The following is a 19,472-nucleotide window of genomic DNA, read 5'->3' on the forward strand; positions in this document are numbered from 1 at the left end:
GAAGAGGGAACACGGCAAGACATGGGCAATGCCCTCTTCGCCAACCCGTTCAGCCCGACCGATGGTAGGGATGCCCCGCCAGGATCGCCGTCGCGCGCCAGAGCTGCTCGGCCAGCATCGCGCGGGCGAGCAGGTGCGGCCAGGTCATCTTGCCGAAGCAGAGCAGGTGATCGGCGGCCTTGCGGGCCTCGTCGCCATGGCCGTCCGCCGCGCCGATCAGGAAGCGGCATTCACGCACGCCATCGTCGCGCCAGCGGCCCAGCAGCGCCGCGAATTCCTCCGAGGTCATGGCCTTGCCGCGTTCATCGAGCAGGACCTCGCGCACCGGCGTCTGCGTCGGGGGCGGCACCTTGCCGCCCACGTCGGGCAGTTCGCTGTGCTTGAAGGGCCAGGTGATCCGCCTGGCATAGCGGTCGAGCAGCTCGGCCTCGGGCGAGCGGGCGATCTTTCCGCGGGCGATGATGTGCAGCAGCATGGCGCAACAATAGGGATAAGACGCGAGGGATGAAACACGCGTAGCGCCACGGCGCCTTTGCGCGGACTTCCTCTCGCTGTGCCCGGTCGCTCGTGCGCCGGGCTGTTCTTTCAATCGGGCGCGGCGATCAGGCCGCGCCGGACGGTCCGTCGAAGCCCCACATCCTTTCCAGGTTGTAGAAGCTGCGCACTTCCGGTCGGAAGAGATGGACGATCACGCCGCCGGCATCGACCAGCACCCAGTCGGCCGCGGGCAGACCCTCGATACGGGGATTGCCGAAGCCGCCCTGTTTGAGACGTTCGCCGAGTTTCTGCGCCATGGCGGCAACTTGCCGGGTCGAACGGCCCGACGCGATCACCATGAAGTCCGCGATGCTGGATTTGCCTTCGAGGTCGATGGTCACGAGGTCCTGCGCCTGATCGTCGTCGAGGGACTGCAGGACAAGGGCCAAGAGCGGATCGTCGCTATCGACCATCGCCGGGGGCGTGTTGCCGGTCGCAACCGGCTGTAGGTGTGCCTGTGGCATCTAGGGTGTTTCTGCTCCTTTCAGGGATCGTCCACGCAAGATGGGGATCATCCTGCCATGTTCAATCGTATGCTGGGTAAGCCGGATGCACAGGCAAAGGGCCACGGGGCCGTTCACGCTGCCGTTCCGGGGATGAGGCGGTGCGTGACAGCGTCCCGGCTATGCTGGGTACGCGCATTTCGCGTCCCGGATGTCCGGGCCCAGTCCGGATCGGTTTGGCGTATCGCCGTGGCCGACCGCGTATCGGGGTCGAATCGCAATGTCACAAGCGCGGGTGCGCTCCACCTTTCCGGACCGCGAAGACTGGACCGAGGCTTCCGGAACCGCCTCAACCAGGCCATCGCGGGGCTCGCGAAGGCAGGGGCATCATACCCCGGACGGGCGACCACCGCAATCGGCATGAGTTTCGCCATGGCGCGCCAGTCCTTCCACTTGTGGAACTGCGCGAGGTTGTCCGCCCCCATCAGCCAGACGAACCGCCGCTTCGGGTATCGCCGCAAGAGGGCGCGCAGGGTGTCGACGGTATAGCGCGTGCCCAGCTCACGCTCGATCGCGGTCACGCGGATACGCGCACACCGCGCCTGCGCGCGGGCCGATTCCACGCGCGTCGCCAGCGGGGCCATTCCGGCCGAAGACTTGAGCGGATTGCCCGGCGAGACCAGCCACCACACTTCATCGAGCCCCAGCGCCTCCATCGCGAACAGGCTGATGCGCCGGTGCCCGCCATGCGCGGGGTTGAAGCTGCCGCCGAGCAGCCCGGTAACCGGGCCGCCGCGCCGCTGCGTGGCCATGGCACTCAGGGCCGCGTCTGTCCGCTGCCGCGCACCTGCCACTTGTAGGTGGTCAGCCCTTCGAGCGCGACCGGACCGCGCGCGTGGAGCCGCCCGGTGGCAATGCCGATCTCCGCCCCGAGGCCGAACTCGCCACCGTCGGCGAACTGGCTGGAGGCATTGACCATGACGATGGCGCTGTCGACTTCGTTGAGGAAGCGCTCGGCGGCGGCATCGTCGCCGGTCACGATGGCATCGGTATGGTGCGAGGAATGCGCCGCGATGTGATCGAGCGCGGCATCGAGACCGTCGACAACGGCCACCGACAGCACGGCATCGAGGTACTCGGTGTCCCAGTCCTCACCACTGGCGGGCAGGATGCGCGGATCGAGCGCCTGCGCGCGGGCATCGCCGCGCAGCTCGCAGCCCGCATCGAGCAGGCCGGCAACCACCGTTTCGGCCTCGGGGAACTGCGTGTCGAGCAGCAGCGTCTCCATCGCCCCGCAAATGCCGGTGCGGCGCATCTTGGCATTGAGCGCGACCTGCCGCGCCATCTCCGGATCGGCCGCGGCGTGGATATAGGTGTGGCAGATGCCGTCGAGGTGGGCGAGCACCGGCACCCGCGCATCGGCCTGGACGCGCGCGACAAGGCTTTTCCCGCCGCGCGGAACGATCATGTCGATCAGGCCCGCCGCGGTCAGCATGGCGCCGACGACCGCACGGTCCTGCGTCGGCACGAGCTGGATCGCCGCGGCGGGAATGCCGACGCTTTCGAGGCCCGTCGCGAACGCGGCCTGGATCGCACGATTCGAATGGAGCGCCTCGCTGCCGCCGCGCAGCAGCACGGCATTTCCCGAACGCAGGCACAGCGCCGCGGCATCGGCCGTGACGTTGGGGCGGCTTTCATAAATGATGCCGATCAGGCCGATGGGAATGCGCACGCGGCTGAGGCGCAGGCCATTAGGGCGTTCGACTTCGTCGATCACCTGGCCGACCGGATCGGGCAGGCTCGCGACCTGTTCCACGGCATCGGCAATGCCGGCGAGGCGGTCGGAGTCGAGCCGCAGGCGATCGAGCATGGAGCCCGTCAGCCCCTTCGCCTCACCCGCCGCGACGTCGCGCGCATTGGCTTCGAGAATCGCCGGCTCCGCGGTGCGCAAGGCGGCGGCGGCGGCGCGCAGGGCCTCGGCCTTCTGCGCTTCGCTCAGCCGCGCGAGCACGCGCTGCGCCGCGCGGCCATCGCGGGCCAGGCGCGCAACCAGATCTTCGGGCGATTCGCCAGCGGCCACATCGGCCACCTTGTCGGCAACGGGGGTAGTCTGCACGGTCATCAGCGCCGCCTAGCACCGAAGCGCGGAATTGTCACCGATTCCGCCATTCCTGCCCCGCTGTTGTTGAACGGCAACACCCTGACGGGAAAGCAACCGGAAGGCTCGACCTGAACCGGTTTTCAATTGACACGATTCGCCTACGGAGCGGAAAATTCACGCAAGATTAATTTCCTGACATGCTGCGGCTGCACAGTTCATCGTGCGCAGGCTTCAACTCGCCCCAATTCAGCAAAGGTTTGCGATAGTCCGATTCGCCTTTGCCGGCCCGCGCTGCTAGCCAGCTTGCCGGGACTGAGACAGTAGAATTCCAGCGGGGTCGTTTTGAAATTGATGTCAGCCGGGGCGCTCCTCTCGCGCCTCAGGACCGCATTTCCCGATCGCGAGTTCATCATGCGATCGCAGGGGCAGGTCCGGTTTATCCGCATTTCCTCGCGCGTGCAGATGGCTGCGGCCGGCGCCGCGACCGCATTGGCCGCCGTCTGGCTCGGCACGATGAGCGCGGCCGCCATCGCCCGCATCTCCGCCAGCAGCGAACATGCCGCCCTGCTCGATCGCGAAGCCGCGATCGCCACCTCCGAAAGCCGCGTCGCGAAGTATCGCAGCTCCATCCGCGAAACCACCTCCGACCTCGCCCGGCGCCAGCAGTTCATCGAACAGATGGTGGAAGCGCACATCGGTGACCTGCCCAGCGACAAGCAGGCCGGCGAGACCGTTTCGGACAGCAGCAACGAAGCCGCCGAAACCGTCAAGAAAGTCAGCGCCGTCGTTCCCGAAGCCCGCGGCCTTGCCGAAATCGAGGCCCAGCAGATCGCCTTCGTCGAGCGCCTGACCCGCTATGCCGACCGCCGGTCACAGGCCGCCAGCACCGCGATCCGCAAGCTCGGTCTCAATCCCAACGCCATCATCGCCGGCTCGAACGGCGCCGAGGGCGGCCCGCTGATGAAGCTCGCCACGGCCGCCGACGGCTCGCTCGACCCGCGCTTCCAGCGCATGGGCGCCAGCCTCGCCCGGATGGACGCGCTGGAGAACGGCTTGGCCTCGATCCCGCAGGTCAGTCCGGCCCACGTGGCGTATGTTTCGTCGAGCTACGGCTATCGCTCCGACCCCTTCACCCACTCCGCGGCCTTCCATGCCGGGCTCGACTTCCCCGGGCCGCGCGGATCGCCGATCTACGCCGCCGCCAAAGGCAAGGTCAGCTTCGTCGGCCGCCGCCAGGGCTATGGCAACTGCATCGAGATCCGCCACGGCAACGGCCTGATGACCCGCTACGCCCACCTTTCACGCTTCAAGGCGCATGTCGGGCAGAAAGTGGACGCAGGCACCGTGATCGCGGCCATGGGCAGCACCGGCCGCTCGACCGGCCCGCACCTGCACTTCGAAGTCCGCATCAACGGTCGCCCGGTCAATCCGCGCCCCTTCCTCGAGACCGCACGCAATGTTCAGCAAAAGGCCGGCTAACATGGCCAAGACTCCCGCCAGCACCCGCCCCAACGCAGCCTCCACGTTCTCCATGCTCGGGGCCGACACTGTCATTACCGGCAACATCGAAGCGAGCGCGGACCTCCACGTCGACGGCCGCATCGACGGCGACATCGCCTGCAATGCGCTGGTCCAGGGCGAAGACAGCCGGATCACCGGCAGCATCCGGGCCGAAACGGTGCGCGTCGCCGGGTCGGTCAGCGGCACGATCGCCGCGCGCGACGTGGTGATCCTCAAGACCGCGCGCATCGAGGGCGACGTCTCCTATGACACGCTGACCATCGAACAGGGCGCCCGTCTGGACGGCCGGCTCAGCCCCCATGGCGGCCAGATGCCGCCGGCGATCACGCAGTCGGCGAAGCCCGCCGAAGCGGAACTGGTGCTCACGCCGACGAAGTAACGCGCGGCACTCGCAACATTACGCCTCGGAACTTTACGGAGTGCGGCGGGTGCCCTCGCGCCGGTAATAACGTCCTCAGACGGCTTGGCAGAATTGACCCCCCGCCTTCACAGTCGTCGCCATTACCCGGACGAAACCGGAATACGCTCCCGCCACAGTCCCGGCGGGAGCGCCTTTTTTCCCCTCGCCGGCCTTTCCGGCGGCGGGTTCAGACCGTGAAGCTTTCCCCGCATCCGCAACTGCCCTTGGCGTTGGGATTGTCGAACACGAAGCCCGCGGTGAAATCGTCTTCCTTCCAGTCCATCGTGCTGCCCACGAGATAGAGCACCGAGGCACCGTCGATGTAGAACGTGCCGCCGGGCGTCTCGATCTTCTCGTCGAAGGCCACTTCCTCGGTCACGTAGTCGACCGAGTAGGCAAGGCCGGAACAGCCCCGGCGCGGCGTCGAGAGCTTGACGCCGATCGCCCCTTGGGGCGCCTCGCTCATCAGCCTGGCGATGCGCGCTTCGGCGGCGGGAGTCAGCACAACGGCTGCGGGACGCTGGCGGGTTGTGGTAGTCATAGCTTCTTTTCCCAGAACTGCGCTGTCCCCTTCTCCGGGTCGAGCGCATAGTTTCCGTAACCGAGCGAGGCATAGAGCGCCTTGGCCGGTTCATTCCCGCCCAGCACCTCGAGCGTGATCTTGCAGGCCCCGCGCGCCCGTGCTTCCTGCTCGACGGCGCGCATCAGCGCCCGTCCGACGCCGCGCCCGCGCGCGGTCGGCTTCACGGCAACATCGTGGATATTGATCAGCGGGCGCGCCGCGAACGTCGAAAAGCCGGTGAAACAGTTGGCCAGCCCCACCGGTTCGTCGCCATCGAAAGCCAGCAGCGAAAAGGCCCCGGGGACGGCATCGAGCGCCGGCACGAGCCTCTGGCGCACCGCGTCCTCCAGCGGCTGCCCGCCCCCCATCGGATCGCGCGCATAGGCATCGAGCAGCGCAACGAGGGCCTCGCCGTCGGGCTCGAAGCCATAGTCGGCCAGCCGCACGCTCACGGCCGGGGCTGCGGCCGGCATATCCGCGTCGGGGGCAAATGTCTGGGTCACAGCATTCCCAGTTCGAGCTTCGCCTCGTCGGACATCTTGGCCATGTCCCACGGCGGATCCCAGACGAGATTGACCTCGCAGTCGCGCACGCCGGGCACCGCCGCGACGCGCAGTTCGACTTCGCCGGGCATCGATTCGGCGACGGGGCAATGCGGCGTGGTCAGCGTCATCGTCACCGCGACCGATGCCTCGGGCGTAACGTCGACGCCGTAGATCAGCCCGAGATCATAGATGTTGACCGGGATTTCCGGGTCGAAGATCTCCTTGAGCGCGCTGATCACGCCCTCGTAGACCGCCCCGCCCGGCTCGCCGGGGTTGTCCCCCTGCGGCGTCTCGGACAGGAAGCCTTCAAGGTAGTCGCGCTTGCGGCTCAGCTTCTCGGCCGCCGTTTCGGCCGGAAGCGCGGCATCGTCGACCCGTGCACGCGGGGGCGGTGCACTCGATTCGACTTCCTCGATCTGGAACTTGCGCGGCTCGTCGCGGTTCTGCTCAGTCATTGGCCGAATATTCTCCTCGTGCGCTCGATCCCTTTCAGGAGCGCCTCGATATCGCTTTCATCGCTGTAGAGGCCGAAGCTGGCCCGCGCGGTGGCCGGCACGCCGAGATGGTCCATCAACGGCTGTGCGCAGTGGTGGCCGGCGCGAATCGCCACGCCTTCCTCGTCCAATATGGTGCCGAGGTCGTGCGGGTGAACCCCGTCGAGCGCGAAACTGACGATGCCTGCCGTTTCCTCCGGACCGAACAGGGTCACGTCGTTACGCATGCGCAGGGCCTCGCGCAGCTTGGCACCCAGTTCGCGCTCGTGCTGCTCGGCGCGGTCGAGACCGATAGCGGCCAGCCAGTCGATCGCCGCGGCCATGCCGATCACTTCGACGATCATCGGAGTCCCGGCCTCGAAGCGCTGCGGCGGCGGGGCATAAGTGGTCTTCTCGAAGGTCACGCGGTCGATCATCGCGCCGCCGCCGTGCCAGGGCGGCATCGATTCGAGAATTTCCGCGCGTGCCCAGAGTGCGCCGACACCGGTCGGCCCATAGAGCTTGTGCGCCGAGAAGACATAGAAGTCGCAGTCGAGCGCCGCCATGTCGAGCGCGAGGCGCGGGACGGCCTGACAGCCATCGACCAGCAGCTTCGCCCCCACCCCATGCGCCAGATCGGCGGCCCTTCGCACGTCGAGCATAGAGCCCAGCACGTTGGAAACATGGGCCAGCGAGACCAGCTTGTGCGCCGGAGTGAGCATGGACTCGGCCGCGTCGAGATCGATCCGCCCGTCCGCCGTCAGCGGGCAGACATCGATTTCGACGCCGGTACGCTCGCGCAGGAGCTGCCAGGGCACGATGTTCGCGTGATGCTCCAGCGTGGAGAGCAGGATGCGGTCGCCCGCCTTGAGATTCTGCACGCCCCAGGTCTGCGCCACCAGGTTGATCGCCTCGGTCGCGCCGCGGGTGAAGACCACTTCCTCTTCGCTGCCGCAGATGAAAGCCGCCGTGCGTCGCCGCGCGGCCTCGAAGGCCAGCGTCATTTCGGCGGAGCGGGCATAGACCCCGCGATGCACCGTCGCATAATCGCGGCCCAGCGCATTCACCGTGGCATCGATCACCGCCTGCGGCTTTTGCGCGGTGGCGGCGGTATCGAGATAGTGCCAGCCGCCGCCGAGACCGGGGAACTGATCCTTGAGAGTGATGGTCGCGGTGCTCACAGGCCCGTCTCCACCAGCTGCCCCAACCGGGACAGCGCCGCTTCGCTCAGCGCTTCCTCGCCCGGCGCACCGGTGAAGGCTTCGGCAATGAAGGCCTGCAGCATCAGCCGCTTGGCCTGCGGCGGGGTGAGCCCGCGCGACATCAGGTAGAACAGGCCCTGCGCATCGAGCTCGCCCACCGCGCAGCCATGTGCCGCCTTGACGTCATCGGCGAAAATTTCGAGTTCGGGCCGGGCATTGGCCGTCGCCGTGCGGTCGAGCAGCATGGCGCGCACCGACTGTTCGGCATCGGTGCCGTCGGCCCCACGTGCCACGGCGATGCGGCCGAGATAGGTCCCGGTCGAATGGCCCGCGAGCACCGTGCGCACGACCTGCGCCGAGGTCGCATCGGGTCCGGCATGGTTCACATCGGTGACGATTTCGAGCGTTTCGGAGCCTGTCGCCAGTTGCGCGGCACCCAGCGTGAAGTCCGCGCCCTCGGCCAGCGTCACATCGATGGCGATGCGGCCATAGACGGGCCCGGCGGTGAGGACGCGCAGATCGAGCTTCGCGCCCTTGCCGAGCGTGATCACAAGGTGCCGCGCGACGGCACCCTCGCCCGTTTCGACGATCTGGCGCGCGTCCTCGCAGCCGTCGGCAATGACGATCTGCTCGCGCTGCACCGGCCAGAGCGTGGCCAGCGCCTCGATGTCCGAGTAGCGGAAATCCTCGTCCTTGCGGGTGGGAAGAGCCAGATCGACGCTCACGCGGCCACCGCCTCGTAGCCTTCTTCCTCGAGCTGCAGCGCCAGCTCGGGGCCACCCGACTTGACGATGCGCCCGCCCGCCAGGACGTGCACGAAGTCCGGCTTCACGTAGTCGAGCAGCCGCTGGTAGTGCGTGATCAGCAGCACCGCCTTGTCGGGCGCGCGCATGATCGAATTGATGCCCTCGCCGCAGATGCGCAGCGCGTCGATGTCGAGACCCGAATCGGTCTCGTCGAGGATCGCCAGCTTGGGATCGAGGATGCCCATCTGCACCATCTCGGCGCGCTTCTTCTCGCCGCCCGAGAAGCCGACGTTCACCGGACGCTTGAGCATCTCCATGTCCATCTTGAGCAGGCCGGCCTTTTCCTTGGCCAGCTTGAGGAACTCGCCGCCAGAATAGGGTTCCTCGCCGCGCCCCTTGCGCTGGGCATTGGCCGCCTCGCGCAGGAACTGGACGAAGGAGACGCCCGGAATCTCGACCGGGTACTGGAAGCCGAGGAACAGGCCGAGCGCGGCGCGTTCGTGCGGTTCCAGCTCAAGCAGGTCCTGCCCCATGAACTCGACCGTGCCGCCGGTCACCTCGTAGCCGGGACGGCCGCCCAGCACATAGCCGGTGGTGGACTTACCCGCACCGTTGGGCCCCATGATCGCGTGGACCTCGCCCGGATTGATCTCGAGCGAGAGGCCCTTGAGGATGGGCTTGTCGGCCACGGAGGCCTGGAGGTTATCGATCTTGAGCATGGTCATCCTTCGGCGCCCTCCTCGGCATCGGCGAACGTGGGGGCGGGTGTGTTGGCAGCCTGGGCACGACGCGCGGCGCGCTTGTCGAACGGCTGGTTCACTTCGGCATTGATCGCCTTCACGACCGCATCGGTATCGCCCAGCACGTCAGCTTCGCTGAAACGCAGCACGCGGATGCCGACATCGGTCAGCTTCTTGTCCTGCAAGGCATCGACCTCGGGATTGGCCCCTTCGGGCGAAAGCGAAACCACGATCCAGCGCGAGGGACAGGCAAAATCGACGATCGTGGAGCCGACCACGGACTGCCGCATGAACCGGACACCGCCCAGCCGCGAGCCCGACAGTTCGGCCCACAGCGCCTTCTGCGCATCGGTCGGATGCCGGCGCATCTCACGCGCACGTTCCTTGAGCGTTTCGAGACGGGCACCGGTCACATTGAAGCTGGCGCGGGCATCGCCCTTGGGCGTGGCGGCCTTGCTGACACCCAAGGTCTTGCGGGCGGCGGTCATCGGGAAAGTCCTTCTATATCGTCTTCAAGCCCCTCCCCTTCAGGGGCGGGGTTGGGGTGGGGCGCTCGTCGATCAGGCAAGCTATCGAAAACGTCGAGCAGATGCCGTCCATTGATGGTCCTTGCCCAGTCATTGAGGTTCGTGGGCCGGTCCATCACCCCACGCTCCCCTCGAGGCTGATCCCCAGCAGCTTCTGGGCCTCGACGGCGAATTCCATCGGCAATTGCTGCAGCACTTCCTTGGCAAAGCCGTTGACGATCAGCGCCACGGCCTGCTCGGTGTCGAGCCCACGCTGCATGGCGTAAAAAAGCTGGTCGTCGCTGATCTTGCTGGTGGTCGCCTCGTGCTCGATCTGCGCCGAGGGGTTCTTCACCTCGATATAGGGCACGGTGTGCGCGCCGCATTCCTTGCCCAGCAGCAGCGAATCGCACTGGGTGAAGTTGCGCACGTTCTCCGCACCCGAAGCCACGCGCACGAGACCGCGATAGGTGTTGTTCGACTTGCCCGCCGAAATGCCCTTGGAGATGATCGTCGAGCGGCTGCCCCGCCCGTTGTGGATCATCTTGGTGCCGGTATCGGCCTGCTGGTAATTGTTGGTGACGGCGACCGAGTAGAACTCGCCCACCGAATCCTCGCCATTGAGCACGCAGCTCGGATACTTCCAGGTGATGGCGGAACCGGTTTCGACCTGGGTCCACGAGATCTTGGACCGCGCGCCCTGACAAAGGCCGCGCTTGGTCACGAAGTTGTAGATGCCGCCCTTGCCTTCCTCGTTGCCGGGGTACCAGTTCTGCACCGTCGAGTACTTGATCTCCGCATCTTCCATCGCGACCAGTTCGACCACGGCGGCGTGGAGCTGGTTCTCGTCGCGCTGCGGGGCAGTGCAGCCTTCGAGGTAGGAGACGTAGGCGCCCTTGTCGGCGATGATCAGGGTGCGTTCGAACTGGCCGGTATTCTCGGCATTGATGCGGAAATAGGTGCTTAATTCCATCGGGCAGCGCACGCCCTCGGGCACGTAGACGAAGGTGCCGTCCGAAAAGACCGCGCAATTGAGCGCCGCGAAGTAGTTGTCATGCTGCGGCACGACCTTGCCCAGCCACTTCTTCACCAGCTCGGGATATTCGCGGATCGCCTCGGAGATCGAGCGGAAGATCACACCCGCCTGCTCCAGCTCCTTACGGAAGGTGGTGGCGACCGAGACCGAATCGAACACCGCGTCCACCGCGATCTTCTTCGCGGCCTTGGGATTGCCCGCACCCTTCACGTTGGCGAGCAGTTCCTGCTCGGCGAGCGGAATGCCGAGCTTGTCGTAGACGGCCTTGATCTCGGGATCGAGCTCATCGAGCGAATCGAGCTTCGGCTTCTTCTTGGGCGCGGCCCAGTAGTAGGCCTCCTGATAGTCGATCGGCGGCACCGAGAGCTTGGCCCAGTCGGGCGGCGTCATCTCAAGCCAGCGGCGATAGGCCTTCAGGCGCCATTCGAGCATCCATTCCGGCTCTTCCTTCTTGGCCGAAATGAAGCGGACGGTGTCCTCGGACAGGCCCTTGGGGCCGAATTCCTGCTCGATGTCGGAAGACCAGCCGTGCTCGTAGTCGGCCACGCGCGCGGCGGCTTCGCGGGCAGCAGCGTCGCGCGTTTCAGGGACGGTTTCTTCGGTCATTCAACTTCCTCGGCAAGCTGGGTGAGCGCCACTTGCGCGAGAGCCCCGCGCAAGGCAGCATTCACCATCGGCCAGTGTCCACGCACGTTGCAGCCTGCTTCCAGTGTGCAATCGCTCTTGTTCTCGCCCAGACAGGCCGTGAGCGCGATCGGCCCTTCCACGGCCTCCACGATATCGGCCAGCGTGATCGCAGCCGGCGGGCGCGCCAGCTTGAGGCCGCCGCCGACGCCGCGCGAAGACCGCATCAGGCCAGCTGCCGTCAGCTTGCTCACCAGCTTCTGCACGGTCGGCACCGGCAGCCCGGTTTCCTCCGCAAGCTGGCTGGCGGAAACCCGCACACCCCCGCAATGCCGCGCGGCGGCGGCCATGATGACGACGGCATAATCGGCCATGCTGGACAGGCGCATAAGGCTGTTTTCCGGACCCGGACTCTAAATCGGATTGATTCCTTCCGATTTCATCTAGTCGAGCGCGCCGCACGTTTCAATGGGTGATTCGAGGAGACTTCACCGCCCCTGATCGCCCCGAAAACCAAGAAAAAAGGCGGCCCCCGACCGAAGTCGGAGACCGCCATCAAGGTAATAAGGAACTCGTGCGCATCCCGCTACGAGCCCTTCGGGTCGCGCTTGCCGTGTATGCGTCGCCCCGGGGGATTTATTGTAGAATTGCGACATGCAGCGTCCGTAGCAGTACGAAACACCTTTCCAAGGGCACGCCCGTGAGGAAATCATGCCGCACAGAAGCATTTGAGCCGCACTTCAGTAGCGTTTATGCGCTGTCACCGTGATTTATTCCCTGCTCAGACCCGCCCTGTTCCGAATCGACGCCGAAAAGGCCCATGGCCTGGCGCTTGCCGCGCTCAAGCTGGGCATCCCCGCGCGCGCGCCGGCATCGCCCGCCTGCCTCGCGACTCGGGTCGCCGGCATCGATTTCCCCAACCCGGTCGGCATGGCTGCGGGTTTCGACAAGGACGGCGAGGTGCCCGACGCGCTGCTGGCAGTCGGTTTCGGATTTGCCGAAGTGGGCTCGATCACCCCGCTGCCGCAGGCAGGCAACCCGAAACCGCGCCTGTTCCGACTGGAAGAGGATCGCGCGGTGATCAACCGCATGGGCTTCAACAACGGCGGTGCGCAGGCCGCCGTCGACCGGCTCGAAGGGCGCACTGGACGACCGGGCCCTTCGGCGAAGCTCAGGACAGGCGTGGTCGGCATCAATATCGGCGCCAACAAGGATTCAGCAGACCGCGTGGCCGACTATGCGATCATGGCACGCCTCATGGCCCCACTCGCCAGCTATCTCGCGGTCAACATTTCCAGCCCCAACACCCCTGGACTGCGCGCGCTGCAGGACGAATCGGCACTGACCGGCCTGCTCGACGCCGTCATCGAAGCCCGCGATTCCGCCTGCAAGGACGCGCAGCGCCCGCCGGTCTTCCTCAAGGTCGCACCCGACCTCGAACCGGCGGACATCGACGCCATTGCCCGAATCGCGATCGAGAAGAAGCTGGGCGCGCTGATCGTTTCCAACACCACGATCTCGCGCCCCGCCCTGCTCTCGCCGCTCGCAGGCGAAACCGGCGGCCTCTCCGGCGCGCCGCTGCGCGACCTCGCCCAGCAACGCATGCGCGATTTCCGCAAGGCCACCGGGGGTGCGCTACCGCTCGTCGGCGTCGGCGGTATCGCCACCGCCGAGGACGCCTGGGCGCGCATCCGGGCGGGCGCCAGCCTCGTCCAGCTCTACAGCGCCATGGTCTATGAAGGTCCGGGCATTGCCCGCACGATCTGCAAGGGGCTGGTCGGCCTGATGAAGCGCGACGGGTTCGCCTCGATCGCCGAGGCCGTCGGGACCGAATAGCGCGTCCCTGCGCTGTTGCCGGAGGGCGCCGGTGCGCCTAGACCTGTCTGGGCAACGGAGGGATGTAGAGCGCGGCCATGGATCTTGCGGATTTCGACCGGAGCCCGAACCTCGTATCGCTGTTTCTCGCCCGTGCCGACACGCTGGGCGATGCGCCCATGCTGTGGGCCAAGCGCGATGGCCGATGGGTCTCGCTGAGCTGGGCCGAGGCAACGCGGCGCGTGTGCCTGATGGCCGATTCTCTGCGCCGGCTGGGCCTGCAGGCCGGCGACCGGGTCATGATCGTTTCGGAAAACCGGCCCGAATGGTGTCTCGCCGACCTGGCGATCATGGCGGCCGGTTGCGTGACAGTGCCTGCCTACACCACCAATACCACGCGCGATCACCTTCATATCCTTGAAAATTCCGGTGCGCGCGCAGCCATCGTTTCGACCGCAAAGCTCAGCCAGCCACTGCTGCCGGCTATCGTCCAGACCGACACGTGCCGCCATGTCATCGGGATGGAGCCACTCTCGTCGACGCAGCACGGGCTGTTCGAAGTGCATGCCTGGGACGCGTTGATCGCCGGCGACCCGCTGCAGGCCCGCGCCGACGTCGAGGCGCGGCTGGTCGGTATCGGCCGCGACGACCTGGCCTGCCTCATCTACACCAGCGGCACCGGCGGCGCCCCGCGCGGCGTGCGGCAGCACCACGGCATGGTCCTGCGCAACATCGCCGGCGCCGCGGAAGTCATCGCCGACGATTTCGGCTGGGAAGAGCACGAGACGTTCCTTTCCTTCCTCCCGCTCAGCCATGCCTACGAGCACACCGGCGGCCAGTTCTTCCCGATCGGCCTGGGCGCGCAGATCTACTATGCCGAGGGCCTCGACAAGCTGGCGGGGAACATCGAGGAAGTGCGCCCGACGATCATGATCGTCGTCCCGCGCCTGTTCGAAGTGCTGCGCACGCGGATCATGAAGCAGATCCAGAAGCAGGGCGCCCTGCCCTCGCGCCTGATGGACCTGGCGCTGGGCGTCGCCGCGCGCAAGTGCGCCGGGCACCGCCGCCTGATCGACTACCCCTGCGACTTCCTGCTCGAACACACGTTGCGGCCCAAGGTGCGCGCGCGATTCGGCGGGCGGATGAAGGCCCTCGTTTCGGGCGGGGCGCCGCTCAACCCCGAGGTCGGTACGTTCTTCGAGGCGATGGGCCTCACGCTCCTGCAGGGCTATGGCCAGACGGAGGCCGGCCCCGTCATCAGCTGCAACCGGCCAAGCGCGGGAATCGCGATGGAAACGGTCGGCCCCCCGCTGCGCGGCGTCGAAGTGCGCATCGCCGAGGACGGCGAGATCCTGACGCGCGGCGAACACGTCATGCATGGCTACTGGCGCAACGCGGCGGCAACAGCCCAGGCGCTCCAGACCGAGCCCGATGCCCCCCCGGGGACCGCGCCCTGGCTCCATACCGGCGATATCGGCCACTTCGACGACAAGGGCCGCATCTGCATTACCGACCGCAAGAAAGACATGATCGTCAACGACAAGGGCGACAATATCTCGCCGCAGAAGGTCGAATCGATGCTCACCCTGCAGCCGGAGATTGCGCAGGCCATGGTCGCGGGCGACCGCCGGCCCTACATCGTCAGCCTCATCGTCCCCGATGCCGACTGGGCCCTGCAATGGGCGCGCGACAATGGCGAGACATTCGATTTCACCGCGCTGCAATCGCTCCCGGCATTCCGCTCGGCAGTCCATGGCGCCATCGACCGGGTCAACACGCACCTTTCGGTGATCGAGAAAATCCGCCAGTTCACGTTCGCCGACGAGCCCTTTTCGATCGAGAACGAGGAAATGACCCCCAGCCTCAAGATCCGCCGCCATAAGCTCAAGGAACGCTACGGCGAACGGATGGATGCACTGTACAAGCGCTGACGCCTGCAAGGCGGCCCCGGACGCGGCCGCCCGGACCCGTCATTTATCATTTTATCTCAGTTAGATGGCGCCGCCTGTCAGGCGCTGGCAAATCAGGTCGAGCTGATCCAGCGTAGAGTAGCGTATCGTCACCGAACCCGACTTGGGATCGGCATCGGCACTGATCTTCACCGGCAGGCCGAGGAATTCCTCGAGATGGCTCTGTACGGCGGCAATGTCGGCGTCATCGGACGCATTGCGGGCCGTGCGGGCACGACGCGGCGGTGCCTCCCCGCGCGCCTTCTTGCGCACCTGCTTCTCGACTTCACGCACGGACATCTGCTTGGCGATCGCCGCCTCGGCAATCTCCTCTGCATCCTCGCAACCGATCAGGGCACGGGCATGGCCCATCGACAGGTCGCCCTTCTCGACGAGGTGGATGACGCCTTCGGGCAAGGCCAGCAGACGCTGGAAGTTGGCGACGTGGCTGCGGCTCTTGTCGACCATCCGGGCGATTTCGGCCTGCGTCATGCCTTCGAGTTCGGCGAGCCGGTTGTAGGCACGCGCTTCCTCGATCGGATTGAGGTCCTCGCGCTGCAGGTTCTCGATCAGCGCCAGCGCCATGACATCGCGCTCGGACAAGTCGCGCACCAGCGCCGGAATGTCGTGCAGGCGCGCCTTCTGCGCGGCACGCCAGCGACGTTCGCCGGCGACGAGCTGGTAACGGCCATTGTCCATGGGCCGCACGATGATCGGCTGGATCACCCCGCGCTGCGCGATCGAGGCCGCCAGTTCCTCCAGTGCCGCCTCGTCGAAGATGCGACGCGGCTGATCGGGGTGCGGCGTGATGTCGGCGATCGCCAGCGTCGTAAGCCCGCCTGCGCGCGATGGCGCGGCGTTGCCGCCCTCGCCGGTCGATGCCACCGGCTCCTCGCGACGCGATTCGCCCAGCAGCGCACCAAGGCCGCGCCCGAGCCCCTTGGGCTTCTGGCGCGATACGCCGGGCATCGGAGCATTCATGCGGACAACCGATTCTTCGCTCATGCCGCTTTCCTCTTCTCGGGCAGTCGGGTGATCAGTTCGCGCGCGAGCGCCATGTAGGCGCGACTGCCGGCGCAGGCGTGATCGTAGATCAGCGCGGGCACGCCATGGCTCGGCGCTTCGGACAGGCGCACATTGCGCGGGATGGTGGTTTCGAAGACGAGCTGGCCGAGACACGAGCGCACGTCATCGGAAACCTGGTCGGTCAGGCGGTTGCGGCGATCGAACATGGTCAGCGCGATGCCGATGATGCCGAGATCGGGGTTGAAGCGCTGCTGCACGCGGTCGACCGTCTGGAGAAGCTGGCTGAGCCCCTCGAGCGCGAAGAATTCGCACTGCAATGGCACCAGCAAGGTATCGGCGGCGGTGAGGGCATTGAGCGTCAGCAGCCCGAGCGACGGCGGGCAGTCGATCAGGCAGACGTCATACCCCATATCGCCGCGCAGGGCGTCCTGCAGGCGATGGGCGCGATCATCGGAATTGACCAGCTCCACCTCGGCGCCGGAAAGGTCCACCGTCGCGGCCAGCAGGTCCAGCCCCGGAATCTTGGTGGGCATCACGCATTCATCCACCGGTACCCGATCGACCAGCACGTCGTAGGATGATGCCCCGCGTTCGGATGCCGGCACGCCGATCCCGGTCGAGGCATTGCCTTGCGGATCGAGGTCGATCAGCAGCGTCTTCCAGCCGGTCGCCGCCAGTGCGGTCGATATGTTGATCGCTGTCGTCGTCTTTCCGACGCCGCCTTTCTGGTTGGCGATGGCAATGCGGATCACTTGGCCTTGTCCTTCCTGCCGGCAAGTTTGCCGACAATAATGCCTGCCTGCGGGTCCGTAAGGGACTGTTCCACGTGGAACACGTGCCGCCATTTGCGAAGGTCATCCAATTCTTGCTGTGCAGACCGCCCTTTGGGCAACAGCCAGACGGTGTCACTTGTGGAAAATCGTGCAGATAAGGTGAGCAAACGCTCCAAAGGCGCAAAAGCGCGCGCGGATATGACCGCGACCTGACGAGATTCGACCATTTCAAGACGTTGTCCGATCACGCGGGCCTTATCCAGCCCCATGGCGATTCGCGCCCGGTCGAGCCACTCGATTCGGCGCTTGCGCGATTCGACCATGAGCACCTCGCACTCCGGCCGCAGCGTGGCGATCACCAGGCCGGGAAACCCCGCCCCGGTGCCGAGGTCGAGCCAGGGACTCGATGTTTCACGTGGAACATGCGGCAGAAGCTGCGCGCTGTCGACGATGTGCCGCAACCAGACCTGATCAAGGCTTGCCGCCGAGACAAGGTTCTGGCGCTGGTTCTCTTCCGCCAGCATCGCGCAGAGCAGCTCCAGCCGTTCCAGCGCAGACGCATCGCATTCAGGCAAGGACCTGAGCCAGGCCTTCGCCTCTTCCTCGGTTTCGATCACGCGGCCTCCCGTCGGGCATGAACCAGCAGTGCGGCAAGGGCGGCCGGAGTGATCCCCGGGATACGCCCCGCAGCGGCCAGCGTGGCGGGCCGTGCGCGCGTCAGCCGCTCAACCATCTCACGCGACAGGCCGGGGATGCGCTCGTAGGGGAAGTGATCGCCCAGCGGCAGTGCCTCGCTCGCCCGCAAGTCGCGCAGCTCGCGCTCTTGGCGTTCAAGGTAGGGGGCGTAGGCGGCATCTTCCGCCATCTCCTCGACCAGCCCCGGATCGGCCAGCACATCGGGCTCGATCCAGGGCGCCAGTCCTTCGAGGTCGACACCGCCGAACCGAAGCCATTCGCGGATGGGCAGGCGGCCGACATCGGCACGAACCGGCAGCCCTGCGCCCGCCATCTCCCCCGAGGGCACCGCAACGTCGAATGCACGGTCAAGCTTCGCCCTTGCCTCCTCGCGGCTTGCGAACCAGTCCCGCCGTGCAGGACCCGCAGCCCCCGCCGCGATAGCGAGCGGGGTGAGCCGTGTAGTCGCATTGTTGGCGCGCAGGCGCAGGCGGTACTCGGCACGGGCCGTGAGCATGCGGTAGGGCTCACTGACGCCGTGCAGCGTCAGATCATCGATCATCACCGCCATGTAGCTGTTGGCGCGATCGAGCAGCGGCGCCTCGCGGCCCAGCACCTCGGCCGCCGCATGCATGCCGGCCACCAGCCCTTGCGCCGCGGCCTCCTCGTAACCGGTCGTGCCGTTGATCTGGCCCGCGCAGTAGAGGCCGGGAATGTCGCGCAGTTCGAGGCTGGTGCGCAACGCGCGCGGATCGATGTGATCGTATTCGACAGCATAGCCGGGCACGACCATCTCCACCGTCTCCAGCCCCTCCATCGTACGCAGCATTTCGAGCTGGACTTCGGCGGGCAGCGAGGTGCTGATCCCGTTGGGATAGACGAGGTGCGTGCCCAGCCCTTCGGGTTCGAGGAATATCTGGTGTCCGTCGCGGTCCGCGAAGCGGTGGATCTTGTCCTCGATCGAAGGGCAATAGCGCGGACCCTGCGCACCGATCGCGCCCGAGAACAAGGGTGAGCGATGGAGGTTGTCACGGATCACGTCATGGCTGCGCGGGTTGGTGCGGGTGATCGCGCAGAACACCTGCGGGTTCGTCCGACGCATGCCCATCGCCGACATCGTCCAGGTTTCGGTATCGGAAGGCTGTTCGCCCAAACGGGCCCAGTCGATCGAGCGCCCGTCGAGGCGGGGCGGCGTCCCGGTCTTGAGGCGGGCCATCGGCAGGCTGGCCTCGCGCATCTGCGCGGCAAGCTTCTGGGCCGAGGCTTCGCCGATGCGCCCCCCGACGATCCGCTCCTCACCCCGGAACAGGGTGCCGCCGAGAAAGGTGCCCGTGCACAGCACAACCGCCCGCGCGTCGAGACGGGTGCCGTCGGCCAGATCGACGCCGACCGCCCTGCCCCCTTCGAGGACGAGCACAGCAGCCTCTCCGGCAACCAGCGTCAGGTCACCCTGCTCGCCGAGCAACCGGTGGATCGCCGCCTTGAACAGCCTGCGGTCCGCCTGCACGCGCGGTCCCTGCACCGCGCTGCCCTTCGAGCGGTTGAGCATGCGGTAGTGGATCGCGGCTGCATCGGCAGCACGACCGATCAGGCCATCGAAGGCATCCACTTCGCGCACGAGGTGGCCCTTGCCAAGACCGCCGATCGCGGGGTTGCAGCTCATGGCACCGACCGCATCGAGATCGAAGCTCACGAGCGCGACGCGCGCGCCCATGCGGGCGGCCACGGCTGCCGCCTCGCAGCCGGCATGGCCGCCGCCGATCACGATCACATCGAATGCATGCATGGCGCGCCCTTA

21 protein-coding genes are annotated in these 19,472 nt (G+C 66.6%); 4 read left to right on the forward strand and 17 right to left on the reverse strand.

Going from position 1 to position 19,472, the window contains the following annotated elements; genetic code table 11:
- Positions 1–49 precede the first annotated feature (49 nt).
- The 4 genes from NZK81_RS16945 to NZK81_RS16960 all read right to left on the reverse strand — a co-directional run bounded on the left by NZK81_RS16945 (position 50) and on the right by NZK81_RS16960 (position 3,102).
- Positions 50–475 (reverse strand): 23S rRNA (pseudouridine(1915)-N(3))-methyltransferase RlmH, encoded by a 426-nt coding sequence (locus NZK81_RS16945; RefSeq protein WP_260047265.1) that lies wholly within the window; start codon positions 473–475, stop codon positions 50–52.
- Between the two features lie 127 nt (positions 476–602).
- Complete coding sequence (rsfS, locus tag NZK81_RS16950) at positions 603–1,001, reverse strand: ribosome silencing factor (protein WP_419181705.1); 399 nt, start codon at positions 999–1,001, stop codon at positions 603–605.
- Positions 1,002–1,114: 113 nt separating this feature from the next.
- Positions 1,115–1,792, reverse strand: coding sequence for a nicotinate-nucleotide adenylyltransferase (locus NZK81_RS16955; RefSeq protein WP_260047266.1), 678 nt, complete (start codon positions 1,790–1,792; stop codon positions 1,115–1,117).
- Positions 1,793–1,797: 5 nt separating this feature from the next.
- Positions 1,798–3,102: a glutamate-5-semialdehyde dehydrogenase gene (locus tag NZK81_RS16960; RefSeq protein ID WP_260047267.1), complete on the reverse strand. Its 1,305-nt coding sequence runs from the start codon at positions 3,100–3,102 to the stop codon at positions 1,798–1,800.
- A 390-nt stretch (positions 3,103–3,492) separates the two neighbouring features.
- On the opposite strand from NZK81_RS16960, the gene NZK81_RS16965 reads away from it, so the two are divergent.
- Positions 3,493–4,560, forward strand: coding sequence for a M23 family metallopeptidase (locus NZK81_RS16965; protein WP_419181706.1), 1,068 nt, complete (start codon positions 3,493–3,495; stop codon positions 4,558–4,560).
- A 1-nt stretch (position 4,561) separates the two neighbouring features.
- The gene (locus tag NZK81_RS16970) at positions 4,562–4,981 is read left to right on the forward strand and encodes a bactofilin family protein (RefSeq protein WP_260047269.1); all 420 of its coding nucleotides are present in this window, start codon (positions 4,562–4,564) and stop codon (positions 4,979–4,981) included.
- A 208-nt stretch (positions 4,982–5,189) separates the two neighbouring features.
- Here NZK81_RS16970 and NZK81_RS16975 read toward each other — a convergent pair whose 3' ends face one another.
- The 9 genes from NZK81_RS16975 to NZK81_RS17015 all read right to left on the reverse strand — a co-directional run bounded on the left by NZK81_RS16975 (position 5,190) and on the right by NZK81_RS17015 (position 11,825).
- Positions 5,190–5,543 (reverse strand): HesB/IscA family protein, encoded by a 354-nt coding sequence (locus tag NZK81_RS16975; protein ID WP_260047270.1) that lies wholly within the window; start codon positions 5,541–5,543, stop codon positions 5,190–5,192.
- Positions 5,540–6,067 carry a GNAT family N-acetyltransferase gene (locus NZK81_RS16980; protein WP_260047271.1) on the reverse strand — a complete coding sequence of 176 codons (528 nt, stop codon included), beginning with the start codon at positions 6,065–6,067 and terminating at the stop codon, positions 5,540–5,542. The genes NZK81_RS16975 and NZK81_RS16980 overlap by 4 nt, the downstream gene beginning before the upstream one ends.
- Positions 6,064–6,564 carry an SUF system Fe-S cluster assembly protein gene (locus NZK81_RS16985; RefSeq protein WP_260047272.1) on the reverse strand — a complete coding sequence of 167 codons (501 nt, stop codon included), beginning with the start codon at positions 6,562–6,564 and terminating at the stop codon, positions 6,064–6,066. The genes NZK81_RS16980 and NZK81_RS16985 overlap by 4 nt, the downstream gene beginning before the upstream one ends.
- Complete coding sequence (locus tag NZK81_RS16990) at positions 6,561–7,763, reverse strand: aminotransferase class V-fold PLP-dependent enzyme (RefSeq protein ID WP_260047273.1); 1,203 nt, start codon at positions 7,761–7,763, stop codon at positions 6,561–6,563. Before NZK81_RS16990 ends, NZK81_RS16985 begins: the two co-directional genes overlap by 4 nt.
- Positions 7,760–8,509, reverse strand: a complete 750-nt coding sequence (locus NZK81_RS16995; RefSeq protein WP_260047274.1) for a SufD family Fe-S cluster assembly protein — start codon at positions 8,507–8,509, stop codon at positions 7,760–7,762. Before NZK81_RS16995 ends, NZK81_RS16990 begins: the two co-directional genes overlap by 4 nt.
- Entirely contained in the window at positions 8,506–9,249 is a 744-nt protein-coding gene (gene sufC / locus NZK81_RS17000) for a Fe-S cluster assembly ATPase SufC (RefSeq protein WP_260047401.1), read from the reverse strand. Before sufC ends, NZK81_RS16995 begins: the two co-directional genes overlap by 4 nt.
- Before the next feature lie 2 nt (positions 9,250–9,251).
- A complete protein-coding gene (locus NZK81_RS17005) occupies positions 9,252–9,758 on the reverse strand; it encodes an endonuclease domain-containing protein (RefSeq protein ID WP_260047275.1) in 507 nt (168 codons plus the stop codon).
- 154 nt (positions 9,759–9,912) lie between these two features.
- The gene (gene sufB / locus NZK81_RS17010; protein ID WP_260047276.1) at positions 9,913–11,418 is read right to left on the reverse strand and encodes a Fe-S cluster assembly protein SufB; all 1,506 of its coding nucleotides are present in this window, start codon (positions 11,416–11,418) and stop codon (positions 9,913–9,915) included.
- A complete protein-coding gene (locus tag NZK81_RS17015; protein ID WP_260047277.1) occupies positions 11,415–11,825 on the reverse strand; it encodes an SUF system Fe-S cluster assembly regulator in 411 nt (136 codons plus the stop codon). Before NZK81_RS17015 ends, sufB begins: the two co-directional genes overlap by 4 nt.
- A 376-nt stretch (positions 11,826–12,201) precedes the next feature.
- Between NZK81_RS17015 and NZK81_RS17020 the strand changes: the two genes are divergently transcribed.
- Both NZK81_RS17020 and NZK81_RS17025 read left to right on the forward strand, forming a co-directional pair.
- Positions 12,202–13,272, forward strand: coding sequence for a quinone-dependent dihydroorotate dehydrogenase (locus NZK81_RS17020; RefSeq protein WP_260047278.1), 1,071 nt, complete (start codon positions 12,202–12,204; stop codon positions 13,270–13,272).
- Positions 13,273–13,349: 77 nt separating this feature from the next.
- Positions 13,350–15,182: an AMP-dependent synthetase/ligase gene (locus tag NZK81_RS17025; RefSeq protein ID WP_260047279.1), complete on the forward strand. Its 1,833-nt coding sequence runs from the start codon at positions 13,350–13,352 to the stop codon at positions 15,180–15,182.
- Positions 15,183–15,242: 60 nt separating this feature from the next.
- Here NZK81_RS17025 and NZK81_RS17030 read toward each other — a convergent pair whose 3' ends face one another.
- The 4 genes from NZK81_RS17030 to mnmG are packed head-to-tail and all read right to left on the reverse strand — an operon-like array spanning position 15,243 to position 19,460.
- Positions 15,243–16,205 carry a ParB/RepB/Spo0J family partition protein gene (locus NZK81_RS17030; RefSeq protein ID WP_260047280.1) on the reverse strand — a complete coding sequence of 321 codons (963 nt, stop codon included), beginning with the start codon at positions 16,203–16,205 and terminating at the stop codon, positions 15,243–15,245.
- Positions 16,202–16,978: a ParA family protein gene (locus NZK81_RS17035; RefSeq protein WP_260047281.1), complete on the reverse strand. Its 777-nt coding sequence runs from the start codon at positions 16,976–16,978 to the stop codon at positions 16,202–16,204. The genes NZK81_RS17030 and NZK81_RS17035 overlap by 4 nt, the downstream gene beginning before the upstream one ends.
- A complete protein-coding gene (gene rsmG / locus NZK81_RS17040) occupies positions 16,975–17,616 on the reverse strand; it encodes a 16S rRNA (guanine(527)-N(7))-methyltransferase RsmG (RefSeq protein WP_260047282.1) in 642 nt (213 codons plus the stop codon). Before rsmG ends, NZK81_RS17035 begins: the two co-directional genes overlap by 4 nt.
- The gene (mnmG, locus tag NZK81_RS17045) at positions 17,613–19,460 is read right to left on the reverse strand and encodes a tRNA uridine-5-carboxymethylaminomethyl(34) synthesis enzyme MnmG (protein ID WP_260047283.1); all 1,848 of its coding nucleotides are present in this window, start codon (positions 19,458–19,460) and stop codon (positions 17,613–17,615) included. Before mnmG ends, rsmG begins: the two co-directional genes overlap by 4 nt.
- Positions 19,461–19,472 lie beyond the last annotated feature (12 nt).

The organism is Novosphingobium mangrovisedimenti (genome assembly GCF_025153475.1).
Classification (GTDB): domain Bacteria; phylum Pseudomonadota; class Alphaproteobacteria; order Sphingomonadales; family Sphingomonadaceae; genus Novosphingobium; species Novosphingobium mangrovi_A.

Excerpts from the sequence above, each read along its gene's own strand:
- NZK81_RS17030 (WP_260047280.1), bottom strand. The coding sequence starts at position 16,205 with ATGAGCGAAGAATCGGTTGTCCGCATGAATGCTCCGATGCCCGGCGTA.
- mnmG (WP_260047283.1), bottom strand. The coding sequence starts at position 19,460 with ATGCATGCATTCGATGTGATCGTGATCGGCGGCGGCCATGCCGGCTGC.
- NZK81_RS17025 (WP_260047279.1), top strand. The coding sequence starts at position 13,350 with ATGGATCTTGCGGATTTCGACCGGAGCCCGAACCTCGTATCGCTGTTT.
- NZK81_RS17005 (WP_260047275.1), bottom strand. The coding sequence starts at position 9,758 with ATGACCGCCGCCCGCAAGACCTTGGGTGTCAGCAAGGCCGCCACGCCC.
- NZK81_RS16970 (WP_260047269.1), top strand. The coding sequence starts at position 4,562 with ATGGCCAAGACTCCCGCCAGCACCCGCCCCAACGCAGCCTCCACGTTC.
- NZK81_RS16960 (WP_260047267.1), bottom strand. The coding sequence starts at position 3,102 with ATGACCGTGCAGACTACCCCCGTTGCCGACAAGGTGGCCGATGTGGCC.
- NZK81_RS17015 (WP_260047277.1), bottom strand. The coding sequence starts at position 11,825 with ATGCGCCTGTCCAGCATGGCCGATTATGCCGTCGTCATCATGGCCGCC.
- rsfS (WP_419181705.1), bottom strand. The coding sequence starts at position 1,001 with ATGCCACAGGCACACCTACAGCCGGTTGCGACCGGCAACACGCCCCCG.
- sufC (WP_260047401.1), bottom strand. The coding sequence starts at position 9,249 with ATGCTCAAGATCGATAACCTCCAGGCCTCCGTGGCCGACAAGCCCATC.
- NZK81_RS16955 (WP_260047266.1), bottom strand. The coding sequence starts at position 1,792 with ATGGCCACGCAGCGGCGCGGCGGCCCGGTTACCGGGCTGCTCGGCGGC.
- NZK81_RS16985 (WP_260047272.1), bottom strand. The coding sequence starts at position 6,564 with ATGACTGAGCAGAACCGCGACGAGCCGCGCAAGTTCCAGATCGAGGAA.
- NZK81_RS16965 (WP_419181706.1), top strand. The coding sequence starts at position 3,493 with ATGCGATCGCAGGGGCAGGTCCGGTTTATCCGCATTTCCTCGCGCGTG.
- NZK81_RS16945 (WP_260047265.1), bottom strand. The coding sequence starts at position 475 with ATGCTGCTGCACATCATCGCCCGCGGAAAGATCGCCCGCTCGCCCGAG.
- NZK81_RS16975 (WP_260047270.1), bottom strand. The coding sequence starts at position 5,543 with ATGACTACCACAACCCGCCAGCGTCCCGCAGCCGTTGTGCTGACTCCC.
- sufB (WP_260047276.1), bottom strand. The coding sequence starts at position 11,418 with ATGACCGAAGAAACCGTCCCTGAAACGCGCGACGCTGCTGCCCGCGAA.